General features: G+C 69.4%; 20 protein-coding genes. 8 read left to right on the forward strand and 12 right to left on the reverse strand.

All coding sequences use genetic code 11. The features are described from left to right. Positions 1 to 36: 36 nt before the first annotated feature. The 4 genes from pyrF to BLP83_RS12080 all read right to left on the reverse strand — a co-directional run bounded on the left by pyrF (position 37) and on the right by BLP83_RS12080 (position 6,130). On the reverse strand, positions 37 to 747 hold the full coding sequence (gene pyrF, locus BLP83_RS12065) for an orotidine-5'-phosphate decarboxylase (protein ID WP_091243085.1): 711 nt from the start codon (positions 745 to 747) through the stop codon (positions 37 to 39). Positions 748 to 1,000: 253 nt separating this feature from the next. Further along, on the reverse strand, positions 1,001 to 2,983 hold the full coding sequence (locus BLP83_RS12070; protein WP_091243087.1) for a UvrD-helicase domain-containing protein: 1,983 nt from the start codon (positions 2,981 to 2,983) through the stop codon (positions 1,001 to 1,003). Between the two features lie 100 nt (positions 2,984 to 3,083). Next, entirely contained in the window at positions 3,084 to 5,564 is a 2,481-nt protein-coding gene (locus tag BLP83_RS12075) for an Ig-like domain-containing protein (RefSeq protein WP_091243089.1), read from the reverse strand. Beyond that, entirely contained in the window at positions 5,561 to 6,130 is a 570-nt protein-coding gene (locus BLP83_RS12080) for a hypothetical protein (protein ID WP_143006665.1), read from the reverse strand. The genes BLP83_RS12075 and BLP83_RS12080 overlap by 4 nt, the downstream gene beginning before the upstream one ends. A 149-nt stretch (positions 6,131 to 6,279) precedes the next feature. Here BLP83_RS12080 and BLP83_RS12085 point away from each other — a divergent pair, with 149 nt between their 5' ends. The 6 genes from BLP83_RS12085 (at position 6,280) to BLP83_RS12110 (ending at position 11,510) form a co-directional block, all read left to right on the forward strand. Continuing rightward, on the forward strand, positions 6,280 to 6,900 hold the full coding sequence (locus tag BLP83_RS12085; protein WP_091243094.1) for a thymidine kinase: 621 nt from the start codon (positions 6,280 to 6,282) through the stop codon (positions 6,898 to 6,900). A gap of 76 nt (positions 6,901 to 6,976) precedes the next feature. Beyond that, positions 6,977 to 8,593, forward strand: coding sequence for an ExeA family protein (locus tag BLP83_RS12090; RefSeq protein ID WP_143006666.1), 1,617 nt, complete (start codon positions 6,977 to 6,979; stop codon positions 8,591 to 8,593). Between the two features lie 10 nt (positions 8,594 to 8,603). After that, entirely contained in the window at positions 8,604 to 9,500 is an 897-nt protein-coding gene (locus BLP83_RS12095) for a general secretion pathway protein GspB (protein ID WP_176764170.1), read from the forward strand. Between the two features lie 16 nt (positions 9,501 to 9,516). Beyond that, positions 9,517 to 10,200: a rhomboid family intramembrane serine protease gene (locus BLP83_RS12100; protein ID WP_091243307.1), complete on the forward strand. Its 684-nt coding sequence runs from the start codon at positions 9,517 to 9,519 to the stop codon at positions 10,198 to 10,200. A gap of 101 nt (positions 10,201 to 10,301) precedes the next feature. Further along, complete coding sequence (locus BLP83_RS12105) at positions 10,302 to 10,622, forward strand: DUF1820 family protein (protein WP_091243101.1); 321 nt, start codon at positions 10,302 to 10,304, stop codon at positions 10,620 to 10,622. 30 nt (positions 10,623 to 10,652) lie between these two features. After that, positions 10,653 to 11,510: an NYN domain-containing protein gene (locus tag BLP83_RS12110; RefSeq protein WP_176764171.1), complete on the forward strand. Its 858-nt coding sequence runs from the start codon at positions 10,653 to 10,655 to the stop codon at positions 11,508 to 11,510. 22 nt (positions 11,511 to 11,532) lie between these two features. Here the strand turns inward: BLP83_RS12110 and BLP83_RS12115 are convergent, their stop codons facing one another. Next, positions 11,533 to 11,961, reverse strand: a complete 429-nt coding sequence (locus BLP83_RS12115; protein ID WP_091243106.1) for a universal stress protein — start codon at positions 11,959 to 11,961, stop codon at positions 11,533 to 11,535. 141 nt (positions 11,962 to 12,102) lie between these two features. On the opposite strand from BLP83_RS12115, the gene BLP83_RS12120 reads away from it, so the two are divergent. After that, on the forward strand, positions 12,103 to 13,488 hold the full coding sequence (locus BLP83_RS12120) for a GGDEF domain-containing protein (RefSeq protein WP_091243110.1): 1,386 nt from the start codon (positions 12,103 to 12,105) through the stop codon (positions 13,486 to 13,488). 279 nt (positions 13,489 to 13,767) lie between these two features. Here the strand turns inward: BLP83_RS12120 and BLP83_RS12130 are convergent, their stop codons facing one another. From BLP83_RS12130 to BLP83_RS12145, 4 genes are all read right to left on the reverse strand, one after another. Continuing rightward, complete coding sequence (locus tag BLP83_RS12130; protein ID WP_091243112.1) at positions 13,768 to 14,304, reverse strand: phosphatase PAP2 family protein; 537 nt, start codon at positions 14,302 to 14,304, stop codon at positions 13,768 to 13,770. After that, a complete protein-coding gene (locus BLP83_RS12135) occupies positions 14,301 to 15,437 on the reverse strand; it encodes a glycosyltransferase family 4 protein (protein ID WP_091243309.1) in 1,137 nt (378 codons plus the stop codon). The genes BLP83_RS12130 and BLP83_RS12135 overlap by 4 nt, the downstream gene beginning before the upstream one ends. A gap of 266 nt (positions 15,438 to 15,703) precedes the next feature. Then, complete coding sequence (locus BLP83_RS12140) at positions 15,704 to 16,696, reverse strand: zinc-dependent alcohol dehydrogenase family protein (RefSeq protein WP_091243114.1); 993 nt, start codon at positions 16,694 to 16,696, stop codon at positions 15,704 to 15,706. A gap of 201 nt (positions 16,697 to 16,897) precedes the next feature. After that, positions 16,898 to 18,028: a hypothetical protein gene (locus tag BLP83_RS12145; RefSeq protein WP_218121247.1), complete on the reverse strand. Its 1,131-nt coding sequence runs from the start codon at positions 18,026 to 18,028 to the stop codon at positions 16,898 to 16,900. A 112-nt stretch (positions 18,029 to 18,140) separates the two neighbouring features. Between BLP83_RS12145 and BLP83_RS12150 the strand changes: the two genes are divergently transcribed. Beyond that, entirely contained in the window at positions 18,141 to 19,451 is a 1,311-nt protein-coding gene (locus BLP83_RS12150; protein WP_091243312.1) for a metal-dependent hydrolase family protein, read from the forward strand. A gap of 6 nt (positions 19,452 to 19,457) precedes the next feature. Here BLP83_RS12150 and BLP83_RS12155 read toward each other — a convergent pair whose 3' ends face one another. From BLP83_RS12155 to BLP83_RS12165, 3 genes are all read right to left on the reverse strand, one after another. Continuing rightward, positions 19,458 to 22,757, reverse strand: a complete 3,300-nt coding sequence (locus BLP83_RS12155) for a hybrid sensor histidine kinase/response regulator (protein WP_091243118.1) — start codon at positions 22,755 to 22,757, stop codon at positions 19,458 to 19,460. A 16-nt stretch (positions 22,758 to 22,773) separates the two neighbouring features. Further along, entirely contained in the window at positions 22,774 to 23,799 is a 1,026-nt protein-coding gene (locus BLP83_RS12160; protein ID WP_245680033.1) for an extracellular catalytic domain type 2 short-chain-length polyhydroxyalkanoate depolymerase, read from the reverse strand. Between the two features lie 85 nt (positions 23,800 to 23,884). Continuing rightward, positions 23,885 to 26,059: a TonB-dependent receptor gene (locus BLP83_RS12165; protein ID WP_091243121.1), complete on the reverse strand. Its 2,175-nt coding sequence runs from the start codon at positions 26,057 to 26,059 to the stop codon at positions 23,885 to 23,887. Positions 26,060 to 26,203 lie beyond the last annotated feature (144 nt).

Here is a 26,203-nt window from a genome sequence, read left to right on the forward strand (position 1 = left end):
CTCTGGCCATCCCTGGCCGGGCTGGCAGCCCGTTTTTCAACCGCCTGCCAGCGCCGCCTCGATCTCATCGACGATCGCATCCGCTGCCAGCCGCGGATCCGCCGCCTGCCGGATCGGCCGCCCCACCACGATGTAGTCGGCGCCCTCCGCGAACGCCTGAGCCACGCCGACCGTGCGCTTCTGGTCGTCGCCGGCCGGGCCGCCAGGACGGATGCCCGGGCACACGATCAGGAAGTCCGAGCCGCGCGCGGCGCGCAGCATGCCGGCCTCCTGGCCCGAGGCGATCACCCCGTGGCAGCCGGCCGCCTGCGCCAGCGCCGAGCGCGCCAGCACCTGCTCGGCGGGGCTGCGAGTGATGCCGTCGGACGCGAGATCCGCCGCATCCATCGAGGTCAGCACGGTCACCGCGAGGATCTTCATCGCGCCAGCGGCTTCTGCCGCGGCGCGCATCATCGCCGGCTGCTGGCCGTGGATGGTGCAAAAGTCCACCGGCCAGCGCGACAGGCCGCGCACGGCATGCCCAACCGTGGCCGGCACATCGTGGAATTTCAGATCGACAAAGATGCGCTTGCCGGCGTCCGCGAGCTTCTCCAGCACCCGGAAGTAATCGCCCGAGCTCAGCAGCTCCATGCCGATCTTGTAGAAGGCCACGCTGTCACCCAGGCGCTCGATCCAGGCATCGGCCTCGGCGGCGGTGGAGACATCAAGCGCGAAGATCAGGCGCTGGCGCGCGGGGACGTGGCTCATGGCGGACTCGGACAGCGGGGGCCTGCGCATTCTAGTGCCGGGGCGTGCGCATTCCAGTTCTGTCGTCGGGCCGCAGTGCTTGGGGTGCGCTCATGCCGCCCATGAGGCAGCCACGAAATCCGCGATGCTTGGGTGCGCCTGCGGCTTACGCCAACCCAAGAGGCTCGGTAGGTTGGGCCAAGCGCAGCGCGGCCCGACGCCGCGGACTCGACGCACACGGAACGGATCGGGTGTGCCAAAAGCCAGCCGAAACTCAGTCGTTGAACAAAGCGGCCAGCTTGGCCAGACTCGCCGCCGCCACGTCCTCACGGCGCTCGGCGTCCTTTTCGGCATCGCGTCCGACCCAGTGCAGCTCGGCGGCGGGGATCTCGGTGAGGAAGCGGCTGGGCTCGTTCTTCGTCACCTCGCCGAAGCGCTTGGCGCGCTTGGGATAGGACAGGTGCAGCAGCTCCTTGGCGCGGGTGATGCCGACGTACATCAGGCGGCGCTCCTCCTCGACCTTGCCCTCGTCGAGGCTGGCGTCGTGCGGCAGCGAGCCCTCGTGCACGCCGACGATGAACACGTAGCGGAACTCCAGGCCCTTGCTGCCGTGCAGGCTCATGAGGCGCACGCTCTCGCCCGGATCATCGCGATCCGCATGACTCAGCAGGGCCAGCTGGGCGGCCAGTTCACCCGGCCCACCGCCGCCGCGCGCGGCCTCCAGCCAGCCGGCCAGCTCTTCCAGGTTGCCGCGTCGACGCTGGAACAGACTGTCGTCTCTGGAGGTCGCGCGCACTTCGGCGAGCAGGCCGGAATCCTCGATCAGCTTGCGGCACAGGTCGGCGGCCGGCAGCGCGTTGGAGAGCTGCCGAAAGCGGCGGATCAGCTGCACAAAGCCATCCAGCGCCGCCGCAGGCCGCGCCGGCAGCACCTTCAGCACATCGTTGCGCTCGGCGGCCTTGAGCAGGCTCTCGTGACGCTGCCCGGCGAGCTCGCCGAGCTTGGCCAGGGTGGTGCTGCCGATCTCGCGCTTGGGCGAGGTCACCGCACGCAGGAAGGCGGCATCGTCGTCGGGGTTCGCCACCAGGCGCAGCCAGGCCAGGGTGTCCTTGACCTCGCCGCGATCCAGGAAAGCGGTGCCACCCGCCAGGTGATACGGGATGCGCAGCAGCTGCAAGGCCTTCTCCAGCGGCCGCGACTGGTGGTTGCCGCGGAACAGCACGGCGAAATCGCTCCAGGGCGCGCGGTGCTTCTCGGCCAGATGCGAGATCTCGGCGGCCACGCGCTCGGCCTCGTGCTCGTCGTCGCGACACTCGAACACGCGGATCGGCTCACCCTCGCGGTGCTCGCTCCACAGCGCCTTCAGGTGCTCGTGCGGGTTGTTGGCGATCAGCGCATTCGCCGCGCGCAGGATGCGCTTGGCGCAGCGGTAGTTCTGCTCCAGCTTGATCAGGCGCAGGTTCGGGTAGTCGACGCTGAGCTGGTTCAGGTTCTCCGGGTTGGCGCCGCGCCAGGCGTAGATCGACTGGTCGTCGTCGCCCACGCAGGTGAACATGCCGCGCGGCCCGGCCAGCAGCTTGACCATCTGGTACTGCGCCGGGTTGCTGTCCTGGTACTCGTCGACCAGCAGGTAGCGCAGACGCTCGCGCCAGGTTCGCTGCAGGTCCTCGCTGCCGGCCAGCAGGGCCACCGGCAGGCGGATCAGATCGTCGAAGTCGAGCGCATTGAAAGCGCCCAGACGCCGCTGGTACTCGGCGTAGATCTCGGCGGCCTCGCGCTCACGCGGGCTGCGCGCGGCCGCCATCGCCTGCTCGGGGCTGAGCACGTCGTTCTTGGCGCGCGAGATCAGGCCGCGCACGCCGTCGACCACATCAGGCTTGGCGCCCTTGGGCAGCAGTTCCTTGAGCAGCGACGTGCTGTCATCGGAATCGAAGATCGAGAACCCGCGCCGCAGGCCGGCCGCCTCGTGCTCGATCTGCAGGAACTTGAGCCCCATCGAGTGGAAGGTGCAGACGGTCAGCTCCTGCGCCTGCTCGGACTTCATCAGCTTGCCGACGCGCTCGCGCATCTCGCGCGCGGCCTTGTTGGTGAAGGTGATCGCGGCGATCTTGTTGGGCGCCAGATGGTCCTCGCGCACAAGCCGCACGATCTTCTCGGTGATCACCTTGGTCTTGCCCGAGCCGGCGCCGGCCAGCACGAGCAAAGGACCACTGCGATAGGCCACCGCGGCGGCCTGCTGGGGGTTCAATCCGGACATGCGAGGGGATCTGTGGCGAACGGCCGCGCGAGCGGCCTCGGGGTCACCATTCTAGTGTCCGGGTGCGCCGACCGGGTCGCCGAGCCCCGTCGTTCGCGCCTCAGGGCGGCGGGAGCGCGGCCTCGATCGCCTCGAAGCCGCTGCGGAACAGCGCATCGACATCGACGACATGGGGCTGGCTGGCCGCGGCGGGCTCGAAGTCCGCACTGCCGGCATAGCCGAACTGCAGACTGCGCGGCCCCGCCGCGCCCAGGCTGAGCGCACAGCCGCCGCTCTCGACCGGCGCGAAGCAGGTTTCGCCTGGTCCCGCCGTCACCGTGACGGTGCCACCCGGGCTGCCCGCGGCCGGCGCCAGCACCTCCAGCGCCCAGCGCACCTGCAACAGCGAATCGACCGGCGAGACCCGCGGATAGATGTCGACAACGCGCAGCGCGGTGGCGCCGCGCTGCACGCTCTGGCTGCCGCTGGCGCTGCTCGCCTGGAAATTGCCGTTGCCGGCATAGCTGGCCTGCAGGCTGCGCGTGCCGGCACTGCCCGAAACCAGCCGGCAGCGGCCGGCGCCTCCGGCCAGCACGGCCGTGCAGCTGGCCACGCCCTCGCTGACCTGCACGCCACCGTCGGGCGCAACCTGCGGGTTCTCGACGCGCACCGCCACCTCATAGCCCTGTCCCACCCGCACCGGCGAGGGCGTGATCGATTCGATCTGCGTGCTGGTGACAGCGGCATTGACCTGATGCGGAAGGCTCGTGCTCGTCGCGTTGAAGTCCGGCGTCTGCGCATAGCTCAGGTTGAGGCTGCGGCTGCCCGCGCCGAACAGGGTGAGGGTGCAGGCGCCTGCCGCCACGCTGGCACTGCAGCTTTCGCCACCAGGCACCGCCACTACTGTCACCGTGCCGGTCGGCGTCGCTGCGCTTGGCGCCGCCGCGGCAAGGGTGAAGTTCACCGTCACCGGCTGCGCGTGCGAGGACGGCACGGGCTGCACGCTGGCTGTGGCGAAGGCCGTACTGGCCCGGCCGATGACATGGCTGGCGGTGGCGCTGCTGGCGCCGAAATCGCCGGTGGGCAGGTAGGTCGCGGTGAGCGTTCGCGTGCCTGCACTGGTCGACGGCAAGCTGCAGCTCGTGCTGCCTGCGGAGAGGGGTCCCAGGCAGCTGCTGTTGCCGTCGCTGACCTGGACGCTGCCGGTCGGCGTGCCGCTGGCAGCGGTGACGCGGACATTGACCCGGTAGTCCTGCCCGACCACGGTGGCGCTGGGTTGACGCGAAGTGATGCTGGTGCTGGTGGTGACGCGGATCGCGTGGCTGGCGCTGCCCTCGCTGTAGTCGAAGCCGCCGCGGCCGAGATAGCGCGCGGTGAGCGTCCGCGACCCGGCGCTGCTGCCCGGCAGCACGCAGCTGCCCTGCCCGTTCATCGCGCTCGTGAGTTCGACGCTGCAGCTCGCGCCCTGGCCGTCATCGACCTCCACCGTGCCGAAGGGATTGCCGCTGATGCTGATGCCGCTGGCTTCGGACACCCGCAGGTTGACCGTGTAGTTCTGGCCCACCGGGCTCGGGTTCGGCGAAGTCGAACTGATCTGGGTGACCGTATTCGGCCCCGGCGAGAAGTACCAGTTGATCGACGAGTTCATCGCGATCTGCGCCTGGGTGATCCGCCACTGGTCGGGGTTGTTGTTGATCGCCGAAGCACTGACCCCGCAGACCGCGAAGCCGGTGCTGCCGTCGATGCGAATGCGCACATTGCATTCACTGTTCGAGGGGTTGAACAGGCGGCCGACGTAGCGCAGCCGGTAGCGGTAGTCGTCGCTGTTGCCCTGCACGCGGTTCAGGCCGGAACGCGCGAAGCGGATCGTCATCAGGTCGTCGTGGTGCAGGTGGCGCTTGGCCTCGCGCGCCGGGGTGCCCTGCTGCATCACGGCTTCGGAGTTGGCGAAACCCAGCGCTGCCATCACGCTGCGGTCGGCATTGGCGGCGAAGCGATGTCCCGAGGGCAAGAAGCTCAGCTCACGGGCCATCGTCGAGCTGTCGGCAATCGCGTTGAACAGGCCGGGGTTGTTCTGGCCGCGCAGGTACCAGTGCAGATTGACGTCGTCGCCGCGCAGGTCGTCGCGCGAGCCGTGGATGCCGTCACTGCCCGCCGCCTGGTTGAGCACGCCATTCGCCCCCGGCGCCGACTTGCTGCCGTTTGCCTGCGGATCGTTGAACCCCGACTCGCTGGCGTGGTTGACGTGGTTCAGGCCCTGGCAGTGGCCCAACTCGTGCAGCAAGACCGATTCGAAGTCGTAGCCCGAACCGATGTCGGTGGCGTTGTTCAGTGCGAAGTTGTCAGCAGCCAGCGAGCGCCCGCGGTTCCAGGTCTCGATGGCCTTGATGACGGCCGGCTCGGCGCGGGTGGTGAGACTTGAGTTGACGCTGCGGTCAAGGCAGACCGTCAGGTCCTGCAGCTCACCCCCCGTGCCGCTGTAGACCTGCGGGTGGGTGACGGCGTCGGGGTAGTCTTCGGCGAAGATGAAGGCACCCGCCGAAACCGCCGGACTCATCAGCAGACCCAGCAGAGCTGGGGGCAGACCGCGCAGGCGGCTCATCGCGCCACCTCGGCGCCGAGCTCCGGCAGCGCATCGAGCGCCAGCACTTCACCGATGGTCTCCGCCAGCAAGGCCAGCCCCTCCGACTGAGGGTGCAGTTCGGCTTGCTGGAAAATCGATTCAGCCTTCAGCTCAACGGCGTTGGCGGCATCCCCAAGACGCAGCACGTAGCCGGTCGGATGCGAGATGTAGGTGCGGCGCAACTCGCCCTGCGCCTTGCCACGCGCCTGCAGCGCCGATTGGGCCTCGTGCAGCGCTTGCTGCGGATCGATGGCGCGCAGTGCGGGAGCGGACAAGCGCTGGCGCAGGGGCGCGAGATGCGCGGCATCAACGCGGGCGCTGAATTCGCCAGGCGCCCGATGAAAGGGCGGCCGGCGCACCGTGACGCAGCCGTCCGCGTAGACGCGGATCCGATGCAGGCGATCGAAGCCCTCGCCGCGGTCGCTGGTGACGCGCAGTTCGACCTCGAGGGCAGCATCCTCACCGCAGCCGAAAACGGTGTGCGATGTCGAGAGCAACAGCGCCATCACTGCGGCGCGTAGGGCAAAAGCGTGGAGTCGGAGCATGGCGGGGGAGGCGCGGACCTACAGGCCACCAGTGTGCACAATCGCCTGCCGCCCTTGCCTCAAAGGCCCGACAACCGCAGCAGCGGGCTGCCCGGCCGGCGCCGCGCTCGGGCATACTCCCGCCGCTTTCCGTCGGCACGGACCCGATCTTGGCCAAGCTCTACTACTACTACTCGGCGATGAATGCCGGGAAGACCACCACCCTGCTGCAGAGCGCGCACAACTACCACGAGCGCGGCATGCGCACGCGCATCTTCACGCCGCGCCTGGACAACCGCTACGGCGCCGGCGTCGTCGCTTCGCGGATCGGGCTGCAGGCCACCGGCGTGATCTTCGATCGCGAGGATGACCTGCTGCGCATTACCGAGCGCGACATCGCGGAGAACGGCCCGCTGCACTGCGTGCTGGTCGATGAAGCGCAGTTCATGAGCAAGGCCCAGGTCTGGCAGATCACCGAGATCGTCGACCGCCTGAACATCCCGGTGCTGGCCTACGGCCTGCGCACCGACTTCCGCGGCGAGCTGTTCGAAGGCAGCCAGTACCTGCTGGCCTGGTCCGATTCGATCACCGAGATCAAGACCATCTGCCACAGCGGCAAGAAGGCGACCATGGTGGTGCGGGTCGACGAGAACGGCCGCGCGGTGTCGGAAGGTCCCCAGGTCGAGATCGGCGGCAACGAGCGCTACGTGTCGGTCTCGCGCGCGGAGTTCAAGGCGATCATGGAAGGCCGCCACGGCATCGAGCCGCAGCAGCCGCGCCTGCCGCTGTAGCGCCGACGATTTAACGAAGACCTAACCCGCCTCGCCGGCGCACCGCCCTACAGTGCGCCTGCCCACCCAACTCCCCTTGGCCGACAGGATGTACCTGCAGTTCTACGGCCTCGCCGAGCCGCCCTTCTCGATCACGCCCGACCCGCGCTTCGTCTACCTGTCGGAGCGCCACCGGGACGCACTCGCGCACCTGCTCTACGGCATCGGCCAGGGCGGCAGCGGCGGCTTCGTGCAGTTGACAGGCGAGGTCGGCACCGGCAAGACCACGCTGTGCCGCCTGCTGCTGGAGCAGATGCCAGCCGACAGCCGCGTCGCCCTCGTGCTGAACCCGCGGCTGTCGCCGGTCGAACTGGTCGAAACGATCTGCGAGGAGCTGAAGCTCGAGGTCGAGCCCGTCCGCGGCAGCCTGAAGGGCCTGGTCGACCTGCTGAACAGTTACCTGCTGCGCGCCTACGGTGAAGGCCTGCGCGTGGTGCTGATCATCGACGAGGCGCAGAACCTGAGCTTCGAGGCGCTGGAACAGGTGCGCCTGCTGACCAACCTCGAGACCGCCACCCAGAAGCTGCTGCAGATCATCCTGCTGGGCCAGCCCGAGCTGCGCGAAACCCTCGCCCGCGCCGAGCTGCGCCAGCTCACCCAGCGCATCACGGCGCGCTTCCACCTGACTCCGCTGTCGGCGGACGAGACCGAGGACTACCTGCGCCACCGGCTCGTGGTCGCCGGCTGCCCGCGCTTCCCGTTCTCACGGCTGGCGGTGCGACGCATCCACCAGCACGCGGGCGGAGTGCCGCGGCTGATCAATGTCATCGCCGACCGAGCGCTCACCGCCGGCTACGTCGGCGAGCTCAACCAGATCGGCGAGCACGAGGTCGAGCGAGCGGCCCGTGAAGCCCTGGCTTCGCCAGCGCGGCGTGCGCGCCCCTGGCTGCTGACCGCGGGCGCGGTGATCGCGGTGGCGCTGGTGTTCGCGCTGATCTGGCGCAGCCGTGCCCCCGCACCGGCACCCGAGGCCGCAGCGCCAACGGTCGTCGCAGTGGCCCCGTCCACAGCGGCGACGAATGCCTTGATCGACGAAGCGGGCCTGCGCTCGTTGATCGAGGGCAGCGATGGCACCAGCTTCGCCGGCTGGAACCATCTGCTGGCGCTGTGGAACCTGCGGGCCCGCGAGGCCGATGTGCGCACCGCGCAGCGCTGCCCGCTGCAGCTCGGCACCGGCGTCTACTGCCTGCGCGCCGCCGGCAACCTGGCCAAGCTCGAAACCCTGCGCCGGCCGGTGCTGCTGCGCCTGACCTCGGGCGATCGCGAGGCCTGGGCGGTGCTGCTCGGCAGCGGCGAGACACGCGTGCGGCTGCTGCTCGACGGCGAGACCATCGAGGCCCCGCGCGTCCTGTTCGAACGCCTGTGGCTGGGAGAATTCCACGTGGTCTGGCGCGCGCCCGGCTTCGTCGGCGGCACACTGCGGCGCGGCGATGCCGGTGCCGCGGTCGACTGGCTGGCCCAGCGCCTGCTGGAGGCGCGCCATCTCGGCGAGCTCAGCACCGGCCCGCAGCAGTTCGATGCGACCATGGAACAGGCCGTGCGCCGCCTGCAGGCCGCGCATGGCCTGGTGCCCGACGGCATCGTCGGCCCGGAGACTCTGTTTGCTGCCACCACCCACCTGTCAGGTGGGCCGCGCCTGCGGCGCCTGCGCTGAAGGGCTGACCATGTCCCTGATCCTCGAAGCCCTGAAGAAGTCGGAAGCCGAACGCCTGCGCGGGCGCGTGCCGGGCCTGCTCGATCTGCAGCCGCGCGCGCCGCGGCGACGCACGCGAAGCTGGCCGCTGGCGCTGGCTGCCGCGCTGCTGCTGGGAGCTGCTGGTGGTGCTTATCTGTGGCTGCAGCGGACACCGTCCCCCGCCGACCCGCCGACGGCCGGCGTAGCCACATCGGCCGCATACACAAGCGCGGAGTCAGTGCAGACCGCCGCTGCGCGCACCGAATCGGAGAGCCAGACCCCCGGCGATCCCGAGCCAAGGCCGCCCGCCGTGCCGGCCGCAGTTGAACAGGCCAGCGCACCGCCGGCCTCGCGCCTTCCTTCGGACCCCAGTTTCGCCTCGATCGAGCGCGAGGCGAGGCCGCAGCTGGCCGTGGCGCTGCCGGCGCACACACCCACCGCTGCTACGCCTGCGCCTCCAGCCCTCGCGCCTGCACCGCCCGCCCCGGTGCAGCCTGCACCCGCCCCGGCGCAGCTGCCGGCCGATGCCACGGCCGACACCGCGGTGGCCTCCGCGAATCTGGCGACGCTGGCCAACACGCCGCCGGCGGGCGCCATGGACGCGCCTGCTGCGGCACCCATCGAGGTCGCCGCCACGGTGCCGCCAGCCGCCGACACCCCGCCGCTCCTGTCCAGCCTGGGCCACGAAGCACGCGGGCGGCTACCGCCGCTCAAGGTCAGCATGCACGTCTTCGCCGAGGACCCTGCCGCCCGCGTGGTGATCATCGACGGCCGCCGCCTGCGCGAGGGCGATGCCATCGACTCGACCCTGCGGCTCGCCGAAATCCGCCGCGAGGGCAGCGTGCTGGAGCTCGACGGTCGTCGTTATCTGTTGCCTCGTCCATGAGCTGGCGCGCATGAATGTGTTCGTGAGCGTGCCGGGACGCCGCCGTCCGCAGCGGCGCTGGGTGACGCCGCTGATCGTGGCGCTCAGCATGGCCGGCTTCGTCTGGCTGGCACCGCTGGAGCCCGCTGCGCGCGCGGAGTTCCTGCTGCGCTGGGGTACGGTGCCGGCCTCGCTGTTCTCGCCCTCGGTGCTGACCTCGGCCCTGCTCGACGGCCGCGCGCTCAGCCTCGTCAGCGCACTGTTCCTGCACGCCAACTGGCTGCATCTGCTGGGCAACTTGCTGTTCCTGCTGATCTTTGGCCTGCCCGCCGAGCGCAGCTTGGGGCCGCTGCGCTTCCTCGCGGTGTTCTTCCTCTGCGGCGTGGCCGCCAATCTGAGTGCGGCCTGGTCGCTGGACGGCACGGCGGCGGTGATCATCGGATCAAGCGGCGCGGTGTCGGGGTTGATCGGCGCCTTCCTCGTCCTGTTCCCGCGTGCCGAACTCGCCATCGTCCTGCCGCTGGGGGTGTTCCTGGAGTTCGTGCGCACGCCAGCCTCGGTGCTGATCGGCATCTGGGCCCTGCTGCAGCTGATGTTCGCCTACGTCGGCCCGACCTTTGGCGCGGTCGCCTGGTGGGCGCATCTCGCCGGCTTCGCGCTGGGCATGATCCTTGCCTTGCTCATGCGACGCGGCGTCGAACGCAAGCTGCGCCGGAGCTGAGGCCAGGGCGGATCGCCCCGGCTGGCTTTTGCGGCCACCCCGCGCGACGCCTATACTCCGCCGTTCGCCCTCGCCTGGCATCGCCCTTTCGCCCCGTTTGCATGAGCAGCCGTCTGTACAAGGTCACCTTCCTCAACGCCGGCAAGATCTACGAGCTCTACGCACGTCGCGTGGCCAGCAGTGCGCTGTGGGGCTTCACCGAAGTGGCCGAGTTGGTGTTCGACGCCAGCGATTCGCTGGTGGTGGACCCGACTGAGGAGCGCCTGCGCAGCGAGTTCGGCGACACCCGCGTCCTGCACCTGCCCATGCAGTCCATCGTCCGCGTCGAGGAAGTCGAGCGCCGCGGCCAGCTCAGCATCCGCGACTCCGCCACCGGCGAGAGCGTCATCACTCCCTTCCCGTTGCCGGGAAAACCGCGCTGACCGCGCCCCACGAACCCTATGGACGCTTGCATGAACCGAGTTGCCGTTTTCATCGACGCCGGCTACCTCTACGCCTCCGCCATCAAGCTGCTCACCGGCATCAAGCAGTCCCGCAGCGCGATCACCCTGTCCTACGAGGACTTCCTCGAGTACATCATCAAGCAGTCCGAAGCACTCACCCGACGTGAGTTGCTGCGCGTGTACTGGTACGACGGCACCAGCTCCGGTCCGACCGGCGCGCACCGCAAGCTGGCCTACCAGGCCAACGTCAAGCTGCGGCTCGGCATGGTCAGCCTGGCCGGTGAACAGAAGGGCGTCGACTCGCTGCTCATCATGGACATGGCCAACCTGGCGCAGAACCGCGCGATGAGCGATGCCGTGGTGCTGACCGGCGACGAGGACATCCGCGTCGGCGTGGTGCTGGCCCAGCAATATGGGGTGCGCGTGCACCTGGTCGGCATCGCCGATCCTGACGGCGAGCGCAACCAGAGCTCGATGCTGCAGCAGGAAGCCGATACCACCGGCCTGATCAGCCTCGAAGAACTGCAGAAGTTCGCCACCGTGAACGACCGCAGCGGCAGCGAGCACGGCGAAGACGATGAGTACGGCGACGACCCGGCTGCGGCCGCGATGGTCCAGCAGCTGCTGGATGAAGCCGCTGCCTCGCTGATCGCGATGCTGAACCCGGAAGAGCTGATCCAGGCCCGCATCGGGCTGGGCACCGGCGCGCAGTCGGTGCCGCCGATGCTGGATCGCCAGCTGCTCACCGTCGGCCGCCAGCGCATGCAGCGCGACCTGATGCCGCACGAGAAGCGCCAGCTGCGCGCCCGCTTCGTCACCCAGCTGAAGCGCGCCGCCCCGGACCCCAACGAGCCGGCCGAGGGCTGAGCAGCCGCGCCGACCGGCGCGGCTACTTCACCAGCAGCACCGGCACCTTCGACATGTGCACCACCCGCGTCGCCACCGAGCCCATCAACAGGTTGGAGACGGCTCCCATGCCGCGCGTCCCCATGATGACGGTGTCGCACCCCTGGGCCTCGACCGCGCGCGCCACCTGTTCGGCGACCCCGCCCAGCGCAGTATGGCTGTGGGCTTCGATGCCCGCGGCGGCCAGCTGCTCGCGGCCGCCGGCCAGCACCTCGTCGGCCGCGCGCAGGGCAGCCTTGCGCAGGCTGTCGAGCAGGCTGGCGGTGAGGTAGTCACCGTAGACGACCGGCTCGTCCTGCACGTTGAGCAGGTGGATCGACAGCCGCCCGTACTCGCGGACGAAATCGATCGCGTACTGCAGGGCGCGCTTGGCGCCATCGGAACCGTCGAAAGGAATCAGGACGCTGCGCATGGCCTCTCCTCACCTGGGTCGACCGGCCGGTCGGAGCCCCCAGTGTGCCGCGCGCGGAAGGCACCGACTTGAGCGCGGTCAAGCCACGCCGCGGCACGTGGCTTGCTACGCTGGCCCGCGCCCTCGCCGCCCGGCCCCGCCATGCCCGACAGCCAAGAACACTGGAAGGACAAGTACCTCGACGCGATCGACCGCTTCGAGCGCGAGGAAGCGCGCTGGAACCGCATGGACACGACCCTGCGCCGCGCCGTCGGTCGGCTGAGCATCGCCTGTCGCGGACTGGACAACCGCCTCGATGAGGAATTGACCGAGCTGACCCAGGCGATCCGCCAGAAAGTCGACATCGACGTGCTGGATCGGCGCATCGACGCCCTGTCGGAAGCCATCGTTGCGCTTGATGAGGCCCCCGCCGCGCCGGCCTTCAACCCGCCCCCTGAACTGAAGTCGCTGGCCAGCTCAGCGCCGGCAGCACCGCCGCCAGCACCGGGCGATCACGGTGCGGACCTGCTGAAACGCATGCTCGGCCAGCTGCGCCTGGAGCCGCCGCTGGCGGGCCAAGTCGAGGCCCTCGGTGAGCGCCTTCTCGGCCTCACCGACAAGGACGCCCTGGGCGGCGTCGCCGATGCCCTGGCCGATCTCATCAATCGTCAGCAGCAGCAGCTCGCTCGCGAGCGTCTGGGCATGGAGAGCCTGTTGGCCCAGGTCGACAGCCGGCTCGACGAGTTCGCCACCTATCTGCTGCAGGACCGCGACGCCCGGGTCGATGAGCGCGAAAGCCGCAGCGAGCTCAGCACCCGCATCAGCAGCGAGGTCGACTCGCTGGGCCGACAGACCCGCCAGGCCACCGAACTGGAGCAGCTCAAGGCTCAGGTCAGCACGCGCCTGACCGCGATCGACACCCACGTGCAGGACTACCGCAGCCGCGAGGAGCAGCGCATCGCCAAGCTGGAAGAGCGCGGCGACGCGATGCGCCAGCGCATCGACGAGCTGGAGCGCGAAACTTCGCAGCTGCGGCAATCGCTGCAGGCCGAGCAGCAGATGGCCGCCACCGACCCCTTGACCCGCATCCCCAACCGGCTGGCCTACCAGCAGGCCGTGGTCGACGAGATCAGTCGCTTCCGCCGCTTCGAGCGGCCTCTGGCGCTGGCGGTCTGGGACATCGACGCCTTCAAGGCGATCAACGACACCTACGGCCACAAGGCCGGCGACAAGGTGCTGTTTGCGGTGGCGCAGGTGCTGCGCAAGCACCTGCGCAGCACCGATTTCGTCGCCCGCGTCGGCGGCGAAGAGTTCGTCAGCCTGCTGCCCGGCGCCGAACTCGCCCAGGCCCAGCGACTGTGCGAAGAACTGCGGCGCAAGATCAGCGCGATTGGCTTCCACTTCGGCGGCAAGCCCGTCAAGGTCACGACTTCGGTCGGCCTGACCGCGCTGCGCCCGGAGGACGATGCCGACAGCGTCTTCGAACGCGCCGACCAGGCGCTCTACCAGGCCAAGCGCAACGGGCGGGACCGCTGCGAGGTGGGGTGATTGAGAGCCGGGATTCGGGATTCGGGATTCGGGATTCGGGATTCGGGATTCGGGATTCGGGATTCGGGATTCGGGATTCGGGATTCGGGATTCGGGATTCGGGATTCGGGATTCGGGATTCGGGATTCGGGATTCGGGATTCGGGATTCGGGATTCGACCGAAGGTCGTGGCGCCTTGGCGGGCATAGGACTGAAGTCGCGACACCCGCCCGGTCAAGTCTTGAAGCGCGCAGCGCGACTTGCGCGCTCTTGCGAATCCCGAATCCCCAATCCCGGCTCTCAAGCAAACGGCCACCCCATCCCGCCCAGCCACAGTGACGCGCCGCCGATGCCGCAGGCGATCGCGGTCGCGGCCAGGACATCGCTCGGATAGTGCAGCCCCAGCACCACGCGCGAGACGCCCACGCTGGCGGCGAACGGCACCAGCAGACCGACCAGCGCCGGGTAATGCGCCAGCGCGACCAGACTGAAGGCCACCGCGTGCAGGGTGTGGCCGGAGGGAAAACTGAATTCGTCCAGCGGGCGCACCAGCGGACGGATACGGCGGTCGGAGGCGAACGGCCGCGGCCGCTTCGTCCAGCGCTTCAGCGCCCGATACAGCAGCAGGGCGGCGGCGCCGGTGGCCGCGATGTGGGCGGAGGCGGCGAGCCCCTCGTAGCCATCCCAGAGGACGATGGCGGCCATCAGCACGTACCAGAACACACCATCGCCCAGGCGGCTGACGGCCGAGAAGTAGGCACGCACCCAAGCGCGGTGCCCCCAACGGTTGGCGGCAAGACAGAACGCGGCTTCGCCGCGGACGAAACGCGAATTCATGCAGCGCTCCTTTCGGCCAGATCAGTCAGCAGGGCAGCGAAATGCGCGGCGACGGCGGCCGGGCTCAGTTCTGCGACAGCCTGGCGCGCGTGCGCGCCGCACTGCCGACGGCCGGCGTCGTCCACGCCGAGTGCGAGCACCGCGGCGACATAAGCCTCCTCGTCCGCGCTGGGCACGGCAGCACCATGCCGACCGTCACGCAGGTGCTCACGCGCCGCGCCGTAGTCGAAGGCGACCGTGGCGACGCCGCTGGCCATCGCTTCGAGAGTGACGTTGCCGAAGGTCTCGGACAGGCTCGGGAACACGAAAAGATCAGCGCTGGCGAAGTGCGCGGCCAGCACCTCGCCGCGCAGCACGCCGGTGAAGAGGAAGTCGGGGTTGGCCGCCGCCAGCTCGGCGCGCGCCGGGCCATCGCCCACGAACACGAAGCGCGCGTCCGGGCGCTGCCGCTGCAGGGCGCGGAAGGCGCGTACGGCGAGGCCCAGGTTCTTTTCCGGCGCGATGCGTCCAACGTGGATCAGCAGCAGCTGCTCTGGCACGAGGCCCAGCGCCGCGCGCACGGACTCGGAGCGCCGCTGCGGCTGGAACAGCTGGGTGTCGACGGCGCGTCGCAGCAGACGGGGATGCAGGAAACCGTTCGCCCGCAGAAACGCCTGCAGCTCGAGCGTGGGTACCAGGGTGGCTCGCGCGCTGTTGTGGAAGCGTCGCATCCAGGCAAAAACCCAGGGGCGGAGGAAGCCGACACCGTAGCGGCTGGCGTAATCGTCAAAACGCGTATGAAAACCGGTGGCCACCGGAATCCCGAGTCGGTTCGCGGCCCGCACCGCCGACCAGCCGAGCGGGCCCTCGGTCGCCACATAGATCGCGTCGGGTCGCTGCGCCTGCCAGCGCGAAAGCAGGCGACGCCCGGCGGGCAAACCGAAACGCAGGCCGGGGTAGCGCGGCAGCTCCGCCCCGGGCATCAGCAGTTCGTCGCCACGCGCCTCGCTTTCGCTCTGGCGCGGCCGGACCACCTCGACCGCATGACCCAGCGCACGCAGCCCGCCCTCCAGCCCGGCGACGGTCAGGGCGACGCCGTTGACCTCGGGCGGATAGGTCTCGGTGACCAGCGAGAAGCGGCGCGCGTTCGACATGCCGCCAGCCTGTGCGGCGGCCATGTCGCTGCGGTGACGCGCGGGTTAAGTGCGGATGACAGCCGCTGGAGCGGAGACGCTCAGCCTAAGCCCGCTCAGTGCGATGAGGACGCAGGAACGGGCAAGCCATAACGCGGGCCGCTAATTGCAGCTCCGCGCCCCTCGCTCAGCCAAGGAACAGATCAGCCGCCAGGCGGGGCGCCTGGAAACGCCGCTCTGTCGAATCCCGAATCCCGAATCCCGAATCCCGAATCCCGGCTTCCGAGCTACTCCTCCGCCCCCGGCACCACCAGCACCTTGCCGCTGCGACCGCCGCGGGCGGCCTCGGCGACGGCTTCCTTGATCGCCGCCACCGGGAAGGTCGCGGCGATGCGCGCCTGCAGCTGGCCCTGGGCGATCAGCCGGGTCAGCTCGCCATAGACCTCGGCCTGCTCGGCGCGAGTGGCATGGCGGAACCAGCGCGCCAGCCAGAAACCGACCAGGCGCACGTCGCGGAACACCAGCGAGCCGGCCGAGATCTGGCAGGGCTCGCCGCTCATCATTCCGTAGTTGACCACGGTACCGCCGCTGGCCACGCAGCGGGCCAGACGCTCAGTGGCCACGCCGCCAACCGCATCGATGCCGAGCCGGATCTTCGCCTTGCCGGTGGCCTCGGCCACGCGCTGGGCGAGGTCATCGCCATCGACCAGCAGCACATCGCCGGGCGCGTCCTGCATCTGTTCGATCGCCGAACCACGGCGGACGACGTTGACGGTCTTGAGGCCACGCAGCTTGGCCAGCTCGATCAAATAGCCACCGACCGCCGAGTTGGCGGCATTCTGGATCACCCACTCACCGGGCTGCAGGTCGACGAACTGGCGCAGCATCAGCAGCGCGGTCGGCGGATTGATCGCCAGCATCGCCAGCTGACGCGCATCGGCGCCTTCCGGCAGCGGCACGAACTGCGCGGCCGGCGCCTGCACATGCGTGCTCCAGGTACCGCAGCCCACCGGCAGCAGCACCAGCTGGCCCGCACTGAAGCCCTGCACGCCCTCACCCAGCTGCTCGACGCGGCCGACGCCCTCATTGCCGCCAATCGCCGGCAGCGGCGGCAGCTGGCCGTAGTCGCCGGTGAGCGTCAGCACATCGCTGGGGTTGATGGCCGCCGCCACCACGCGCACGCGCAGTTCGCCGGGCGCAGGTGCGGGCAGCTCGAAGTCGACGGCGTGGATCACATCCTGCGGCACCGGGCCGCGGGTTTCGTATTGGGCGCGTTTCATGTGAAGCCTCGGGAATCGGGAATCGGGAATCGGGAATCGGGAATCGGGAATCGGGAATCGGCGCGAGCGTAGCAAGCCCGGCGCCGACAGCCTCGCCCAACGCATTCTGTCGCTGGGCGAAATGCATTCCCCGCGGCACGGACATCGACGCGCCGGGCCCAGCGTCACCCAAAGCGCCCCCCACAGCCGACACGCTGCGGCTCATCGTTCGCTGGGAGGTTCAGGCGCGAGCCCGGCTTCCATCAGCGACAGACGCAAGGCGGAAATCTCGGTGGCACCCGCTTCACGCATCCGCTGCATGACGAGACGCTGGTACCCCGGCTTCAGGAAGACCTCGGCCGCTCCTTGCTGCAGGTACTCGTATTGCAGTCTGGCCCGATCGGCACGCTCACGCTCGACCTCATTGCGCGCGATGCGCCGCATCAGAGAGGAACCCAGGGCCAGATCGATCGCGGATTCCGCGTCCCCCGTAAGCAGCTCAGCGACGCGCCAGCAGTCCGCAAGCGCCACAGCCTCGATGCCGGAGTCGAGCGCGCCGCAGAACTCGATCAACGCCTGCAGGCGTGGCAGCGCCTCGGCGAACAGCAGGCCAGTTAGAAACACCTGCGTGGACTCGACGGGGCTTGGGTCGAAGTCCAGACCAGAGGACGGCCGCACATCGGCTGCCACATCAGCCAGTCGTTCAAGATCAGCGCGCAGACCCTCATACATGTGGGCGTCGAGGCGGGTGCTGTTTGCCGCGGCCTTTATCCGCTCCGGAGTCCAGGACTCGTCGCCAGAGGACAGCAGCCAGACCTGCAGGTTGTCGGGCTCTGTGCGTCGCAACTCGGCGATCGCGCGATCTCGCAGTTCGGGGGCTTCGCGCTGGAACAGATCCCAGGTCATGGCCCACAGCAGCCTTGGATCCTCATGCGACCGCGAAGCCACCGAACTCAGCAGAGCCCGCACCCGATCACGTTCAGGCTGGGGTGGATCGAATCCCGACGCCGGGTCGCGACGGATGTCGCCGATCGAAAGCATGCGGGCGGCCAGCAGGCAGCTCGCAACCTCTCGTGCCGGCGGGCAGGCCCCCTCTGTCCGTTGGCCCATCAAAAGGCGCTCGGCGACTTCCTGCCAGTAGGCGTGCTCGGCTTTGCGGCTTGCCTCATCGCGCGCCGGCTCGTCCGAAGCCGCCATGCCATCGGGATCGGCAGCTGGGGTCGCGACTGCCGGGGACAGCACCCACGCGGGCAAGCCTAAAGCACAGGCCAAGAGATACGGGATCAAACGCATCGAAATCTTCATGTTCGGTTCCCAAGGGAAGGAGCCAAGCGTGACGTCGCGGTTGGTCATGCGTGACCGGCCACCCGCGCATCAGGACTTTACGGACATCGCCCACCGCCGTCTGCCGCCTACACTCGCCCTATGAGGGCCTGCCGGCCGACCCGCATTCCAGGAGTTGATCATGCACATCCGCACCCCGCTCGCCGCCGCACTTTCGCTCTGCCTCGCCCTGCCCGCCTCGGCCGCTGATCTGCTGGTACAGGCCGGGCGCTTGCTGGACGCGCCGGGCACGGCGCCGCGTGCGGCCAGCACCCTGCATGTGCGCGACGGTCGCGTGGTCGAGGTGCGTGAGGGGCATCTGGATGCCGCAGCCTTCGGACTGGCGTCGGCCGAGGTGCTCGACCTGCGCGCCCACTTCGTGCTGCCCGGGCTGATCGACAGCCATGTGCATCTGTCGTCCGACAAGGGCGGCGTCGCCGGTCAGCTGGCCGGCGTGCAGATGAACCCGGTCGATGTCGCCTACGAGGCGCAGATGAATGCGCGCAAGACGCTGATGGCGGGTTTCACCACGGTGCGCAACCTCGGGGATTCCGACGGCGTGATCCGCGCCCTGCGCGATGCGGTCAAGGCTGGCAAGGTCGAGGGCCCGCGCATCCTCACCGCCAACAGCAGCATCTCGGCAACCTCGGGCCATGCCGATCCCACGCTGGGCTTCCGCAGTGACCTGCGCGCCGCGGTGAATCGCAACGGCAACGTCTGCGACGGCGTCGACGCCTGCCGGCGTGCGGTGCGCACGCAGATCTCGGAAGGTGCTGACGTGATCAAGATGACGATCACGGGCGGCGTCAACAGCCGCATCGGTGCGGGCCTGGGCGTGCAGATGTTCGAGGACGAAGCCCGCGCCGTGGTCGAGACCGCGCGCATGTACGACAAGAAGGTCGCTGTGCACGCGCACGGTGCGGATGGCATCAACCTCGCTTTGCGTCTGGGCGTGGATTCGATCGAGCACGGCACCCTGCTCGACGACGACAGCCTGAAGCTGTTCCGCGACAGCGGCGCCTACTACGTGCCGACCCTGTCGACGGTCAACGGCTACCTGGAGCGGCTGGCCAGCAACCCCGAGGCCTACACCGGCGAGGTGCGCAGCAAGATCGACTGGCGCATCGGCATCACCGGCAAGGCGCTGGAGCGCGCGGTACCGGCGGGCGTGAAAATCGCCTTCGGTACCGACGCCGGGGTCAGCCTGCACGGCCGCAACGCCGACGAGTTCGAGCTGCTGGTGAAGTTCGGCATGAGTCCGATGCAGGCGATCGAAGCCGCGACCACGCACGCGGCCGATCTGCTCGGCTTGAAGGGCACGGTGGGCGCACTCACGCCGGGGCATGCGGCGGATCTGATCGCGGTCCAGGGCGATCCGCTGGCCGATGTCACCGTGCTGAAGCAGGTCGACTGGGTGCTGCGCGACGGCCAGGTGCTGAAGCGCCCGGAGTAGGGCCGCTCAGCCGCCCAAGAGCCGCGTCATCAGGCTGCGCAGGGCCAGCGGCTTGAGCGGCTTGTGCAGCAGCCAGCAGCCTGCGTCGGCGACGTCCGCGCGCACCGCCTCGCTGTGGTCGGCGGTGATGATGGCGCAGGGAATCCGCGTTGCCGGCTCGCCCAACCGGCGACGCAGCTCGATGCCGGTCAGGTCGCCGTCGAGGTGGTAGTCGAACAGCAGCAGATCCGGCGGCGTCGACGCGAGCGCCGCGCGGATACTCGAGGGCTCGGTCAGCGCCAGCACCTCGCAGCCCCAGCCGCTCAGCAGGGCCTGCATGCCGGCGAGCACGCCCGGGTCGTTGTCGACCACCAGCACGCGCGCGCGCAGGCTCGGCTTCGCCGCGCGCGCCGGGCGGTCTCCTGCGGGTGCCTGCGGCTGCGCGCGCGGCACTTCAACGGCGAAGCAGGTGCCGCGCTGCGGCTGCGAGCTGAGCGTGAGCGGCAGCGCCAGCAGGCGCGCGATTCTCTCGGCGATCGACAGCCCCAGCCCGAGGCCCTGACCGCCGCGGTCCAGCCGGCGGAACTCCTCGAAGATCAAGCGCTGATGCTCGGGCGCGATGCCCGGGCCCTGGTCGTAGACACCGATCGCGATGCGCCCCCCGCGCCGGCGCACGCCCAGCACCACGCGACCCGACTGTGCGTAGCGGACGGCGTTGGACAGGAAGTTCTGCAGCACGCGACGCAGCAGGTGGGGGTCGGTGCGCACCCACACATGCGTGCGCGTGGCACGCAGGCGCAGGCCCTTGTCCTGTGCCATCAGGCTGAACTCGGACGCCAGCCCCTGCAGCAGCGGATCGAGCGCGAAATCCTCGATCTTCGGCACCAGCCCGCCGGCATCGAGGCGCGAGACATCGAGCAGGCCGGACAGCAGGGTCTCGGCCGAGCTGAGCGCCGCATCGATCTGGCCCAGCGAATCGCGCACCGCCGGCTCGCTGCTGCGCTGCTGCAGGGCATGGGTGAACAGGTGCGCGGCGTTCAGCGGCTGCGCGAGGTCGTGGCTGATCGCAGCCAGGAATCGGCTCTTGGCCTGGTTGGCGCGCTCGGCCTCGGCGCGCGCGGCGCGGTATTCGGCGGTGCGCTCGGCGACGCGCTGCTCAAGGGTTTCATTGACCTGCTTCAGCGCGGCCTCGGCCCGCCGGAATTCGGTGACGTCGGTGAACGTTGCCACGAAGCCGCCGCCGGGCATCGGGTTGCCGCGGATCTCGACGATGCGCTCGTCAGGAAAGCGCCGCTCGGTGACGTAGGCGGTACCGGCGCGCATGTGGGCGATGCGCTTGTCCACCTCGCGCTCGATCTCGACGCCTCCAGCCAGGCCGCGCTGCAGGTTGTGCCGCACCAGCTCGGCCACCGGCACCCCGACCCGCAGCAGGTGATCCGAGAAACCGAACAGGCGCTGGTAGACCCCGTTCCAGGCGACGAGGCGCAGATCCGCATCGACCACGCTGATGCCCTGGGCCATGTTCTCCAGCGCCGCTTCCAGCAGGCGCTGGTTGAAGCGCAGCGCGTCGCTGGCCTCGCCGACGATGGCGGCGACGGTGTCGAGGTCGCGCCCATGCGCGCGCCTTGCCGCATCCAGCAGCAGGCGGGCCGAGGCCGCGCCCAGCACCGTGGCGAGCTCCGCTTCGATGCGCGCCTCGGCCGCGCCATCGACCAGGCTGTCGTCCTCGCCCGCCGGCAGCAGCGTGGCCAAGCGGGGCGTTGCAATGAAGCGGCCGGCGACTTCACCGAGGGTGCGGCGGTCGAGCGCGGCCAAGGGCCGCCGCTCGGCTTCGCCGCGCGCGCGCAGAGCCAGGGCCCAGGTCACCGCGCTGGCCAGCAGCAGGCTCAGCACCAGGGCGCGCGTGGTACGGCTCCAGCCCTCAAGACCAAGAAAGGTGTCGGGCGCGAAGGGCCCCGAGCGCAGCCAGTCGACCGGGCCGCCGAAGCCCTCCAGCAGGCTGGGCAGCAACAGCAGCCAGCACCACAGCGCAAAGCCGGCCAGCAGACCGGCGAGCACGGCGCGCGGCGGCGTCTGCGGTCGCCACAGCGCAAAGCCCAGCGCCGGCGCGAGCGTGGCAACCGCCGAAAAGCTCAGCGCGCCGATGTCGGCCAGCGCTTCGGAGCCGGCGATGGCGCGGCTGTACAGCCAGGCCAGCAGCACCACGGCCAGGATGATCAGGCGCCGCTGCAGCAGCACGCTGCCGCGCAGGTTGCCGCCGGCACGCTGGCTCCAGCTGCCGCGCAGCAGCAGCGGCGCCAGCCAGTGGTTGCCGATCATCAGGCTGAGCGCCAGGGTCGACAGGATCACCATGCCGGTCGCCGCCGACAGTCCACCCAGGAACGCCAGCAGGGCCATGCCGCTGTCGCCGCCGGACAAAGGCAGTGCCAGCACGTAGAGGTCCGAAGGCACGCCCAGCGGTGCCAGCACGGCCGAGCCGGCGGCGGCGATCGGCAGCACCGGCAGGGCGATCAGCAGCATGTACAGCGGGAACAGCCAGCGTGCGGTGCGCAGGTGCTGTTGCTCGCGGCACTCGACCACGCCGACGTGGAACTGGTGCGGCAGGGTGAACATGGCGAGCACGCCCAGCGCGATCAGCGCGGGGAAGCCGCTGGCGCCGTCGGCCACAGGCGTCGGCGGCGTGCTGACGTCGAAGTTCGCCGCGACGTAGCCCCCCAGCAGCAGCATGGCCGCCAGCTTGAGCAGCGATTCGACCGCCATGGCCAGCACCAGGCCGCGGTTGTGCTCGGCGGCGCTGGCGCTGCGCGCGCCGAACAGGATGGCGAACAGGCCCATCGCCAGGGCCACGTAGAGTGCGCTGTCCTGCCAGGCCGGCGTATCCAGCGCGCTGCCGCGGGTGAGCAGGCTGAAGCTCATCGCCACCGCCTTCAACTGCAGGGCGATGTAGGGCAACACGCCGAGCACGGCGATCAGGGTGACGACCGCCGCGAGGGCGGAGCTCTTGCCGAGCCGTGTCGCGATGAAGTCGGCCAGCGAAGTCGCGCGATGCGCCTGGGCAAGCTTGACCAGCTTCATCAGCAGACCGATGCCCAGCGCGTAGAGCAGCATCGTGCCGATGAAGGTCGGCGGCAGCCACCAGCCGGAGCGCGCAGCCTGGGTGACGGTGCCGTAGAAGGTCCAGCTGGTGCAGTAGACCGCCAGAGAAAGGCTGTAGATCCACGACCACTGGCGCTCGAGAAGCGCAGGCCGGCGCTCGCCCAGCACGGCCGCACCGAACAGCAGGCCCAGCCAGAGCAGGCCGGCGCCGAGCAGCAGGGCCTCGCTCATGCGCGCTCAGCCCGGCTCAGACTCCGAGCGCCTCGAGCGCACGCGCCATCCAGCGCAGCTGAGCGCCCTCGCGGGTGTCGTAGTGCTCGCCGGTGTAGCCCCACCAGTCCCAGCATGCGTTCGGATTCAGAGGCGCGAAGCTCGCGCGGGTCTGCGGATAGAGTACGACCACCCCGTAGGCATCGGCCCAGCGGTTGAAGCCGCCCTCGCGCACGAAGGCCTCGCCAACTTTGTCGGCGTTCTGCTGGCAGCCGTGGAAGGCCAGCAGCAGGCCGCAGCTTTCGCTCTCGCACTGCGGCGGCACGTAGAGGTAGCCGCTGTCGGCGAGGATCGGGTCGGGGCCGTCGCCATTCAGCGCGCTCTGGCTGAAGCTGCGCAGCTGGCCCGCCGGTTCTTTCGCCGGGCGCGGCGGCGCGCCGAAGAGTTGCTCGAACGCGAGGCCCGGCGCATCGAGCCCGCAGCGGCCGATGTAGGGCGCGGGCGGGTCGAGGCATTCATCGCCCTCGCCCGCCAGCGGCAGCAGGTGACCGAAGGCGCCGTCCAGTCGCGCCTCCACGACCAGTGTCGGCACGTCCTGCTGCAGCGCGCGATAGAGCTCGACGGCCGCGGCGCCCACCGCAGGAGCCACCTTGCGGTCCTCGCGTCCGTGCAGCACCAGCACGCGATCGCCGTCCAGCCCCTGCAGCGGCGCCAGCGCACCGGCCGCCGCACGCTCGCGCACGCGTTCGGCGAGTGCAACGCTGTCGGGCGCCGCCGGCTGCGCCTGCATGCAGGGCCCGAGCGCGGCGTTGAGGTCGCCCTGCGCGCAGCCGTAGGGGCCGCCAGCGATCAGCGCTGCGCCGTGGATGCGCTCGGCATACGCAAGGTGCACCTGCGCCGCCATGTAGGCACCGGAGGACAGCCCCGCCACGGCAACGCGCTCGGCGTCGATGCGCAGCGCAGGCAAGGGCGGCGTCTCCGCTTGGCTGCTGCAGGCGGCCAGCATCGCAAGCAGGCAGGCCGAGAGGGAAAGACGGGCGATCGCGGCGGCAACGGGGTTCATCGGAAGGCACCTCAAAAAAAGCGGCCGGGCCTCGCGGGAGGCACCGGCCGGTGCGGGGGGAGCCGCTTGGAAAATTACCGGCGCATCAGAAATCGTACGTGGCCGTCAGGCTGTAGGTGCGCGGCGCGCCGTAGAAGCCGGTCAGGATGCCGAGCGCGCCGATGTTGTAGCCGGTGGTGCGGTATTCCTTGTCGGCCAGGTTGGCGCCTTCCAGAGCGAAGCGCCAGGCGCCGGCGGTCTGCCAGATCAGGCCCGCGGACACCAGCCCGTAGCCGGGCTGCTTGATGGCTTCGGACAGGTCGGTGGTCGGGTAGACCTCGCTCTGGTAGCTGTAGCTCAAGCGGGTCGACAGGTTGCCGCCGCTGGCCAGTGGCAGCGAGTGCAGGGCGCTGATCGCCATCGAACGCTCGGGTGCGTTGGTGAAGCGCTGGTTGCCGGCAACGTTGACGTTGTTGGTGATGAACTCGTCGTACTTCGCATCGAGCCACGCGAAGTTGCCCTGCAGGCTGAAGTTCTGCGTCAGCAGCGCCTGGTATTCGAGCTCCACGCCCTTGACGGTGCCCTCGCCGGCGTTGGTGAAGTCGCCGAAGAAGATCGGCGGGTTGCTGCCCGGCACCTCGGTGAACACCGACAGCTGGATATCCTTGTAGTCGCTGTTGAAGTAGGCGAGGTTGACGAACAGCCGGCTGTCGAAGAAGGCGTTCTTGGCACCGATCTCGAAGGTGGTCACCGTCTCGTCGTCGAAGGGCAGGCGCGAACGCGGCACCGCCGTAGCCTGGGCGCGGATGTTGAAGCCGCCCGACTTGAAGCCGCGGCTGGCCAGCGCGTACAGCAGCACTTCATCGCTCAGCTTGAAATCCAGAGAGACCTTGGGCGAGAAGTTCTGGAAGCTGACCGAATCCTCGAAGTCAGCCGCCACCACGCCGTTCGGGCGGGTGAAGGTGGCATCGGTATAGCCGATGTTGTAGACGTCGGCGGTCTTCTTCTCGTCGGTGTAGCGGCCACCCACGGTGAGTGCCCAGCGCTCGGCGAAGTCCCAGGTGAACTCGCCGTAGACCGCCACACTGTCGGTATCGACCACGCCCTGGGTGTCGCCGAAAGACAGGCCGAAGAAATTGTTCAGCACCTGGCCACCGGCCGAGCCGGTGAACCAGTACAGACCGGCAACGCCGCGCACGGCCCCGGCCGCGTCGTAATTGAGCTGGAATTCCTGCGAGGTCTGGTCGTCCGAGTAGAACGCCTTGACGTCGGCGATGGTGTTCGGAAGCGTGTCGAAATCGATATTGGTCTCGGTGTCCGACTCGCGATAGGCGGTGACCGACTTCAGCACCCAGGCATCACCGAGGTTCCAGCTGAAGGTGGCCGAGGCGCCCTTCATCGAAGTGTCGTTGACGTTGGGCATGCCGTTGCGCACGTCGTAGCGATCGTTGAGAGGGAGCAGCGTCGGCGCCGCAAAGTTCGGGCCCAGCATCTTGGCGCCGCGCACCCCGCTCTGGTCATCCATCCAGTCGACGGTGAACTTGGCGCTGAAGTCCGGCGAGCCGAGGTAGCCCAGGGTGGCGCGCGCGGCGAGGATCTCCTTGTCCGAAACGTCCTGTCCGGTGCGCACGTTTTCGCCGAAACCGTCGCGCGACAGCGAGGCCACCGCCACGCGGGTGACCCAGCCCGCCCCGAGCGGCAGGTTGACGCTGGCCTTGGCGTCCAGCTGGCTGTAATTGCCGACGGTGACCGAGCCGCGGCCATAGAAGTCCTCTTCCAGCGCCGAGGACACGTACTTGATCGCGCCGCCAATCGTGTTCTTGCCGTACAGCGAGCCCTGCGGGCCACGCAGCACTTCGATGCGCTCGACGTCGAACACATCCAGCAGGGCGCCCTGCGGGCGGGCGATGTAGACGTCATCGAGGTAGAGACCCACTCCGGGATCGACACCCCAGAGCGGATCGCTCTGGCCGACGGCACGGATGTAGGCGGTCAGCGTGCTGGAGGAGCCGCGCGCCGCATAGACGGTGAGGTTGGGCACGAAGCTGTCGAGATCGCTGATGTCCTCGACGTTGAGCTTGTCGAGGCCGTCGGCCGTGAATGCCGTCACCGCCACCGGCACTTCCTGCAGGGACTCCTCGCGCTTGCGCGCCGAGACCGTGATGGCGTCGAGCGTGTTCGGCTTCGCCTCCTCGCCCTGCGCGGGCGCCTGCTGCGCGTGGACGGCGTACGGTGCGGCCAGCAGTGCACCGATGATGAAGCTGAGCGGCTTGCGCATCATGTGGATTCCCCTCCAGGACTTTCTGGGTTTCGCGGCGCCTGGGCGACGGGCGCAGGCTGCCGATGCTGCGCAAGCCTAGGTGCGGGCCGACAGGCGGGCACTTGTACCTTCGTACAGTGACGGCGCGCAGCCTGCTCTGCGAAT

The sequence above is a fragment of the Aquimonas voraii genome (genome assembly GCF_900101825.1).
GTDB classification, from domain to species: Bacteria; Pseudomonadota; Gammaproteobacteria; order Xanthomonadales; family Xanthomonadaceae; genus Aquimonas; species Aquimonas voraii.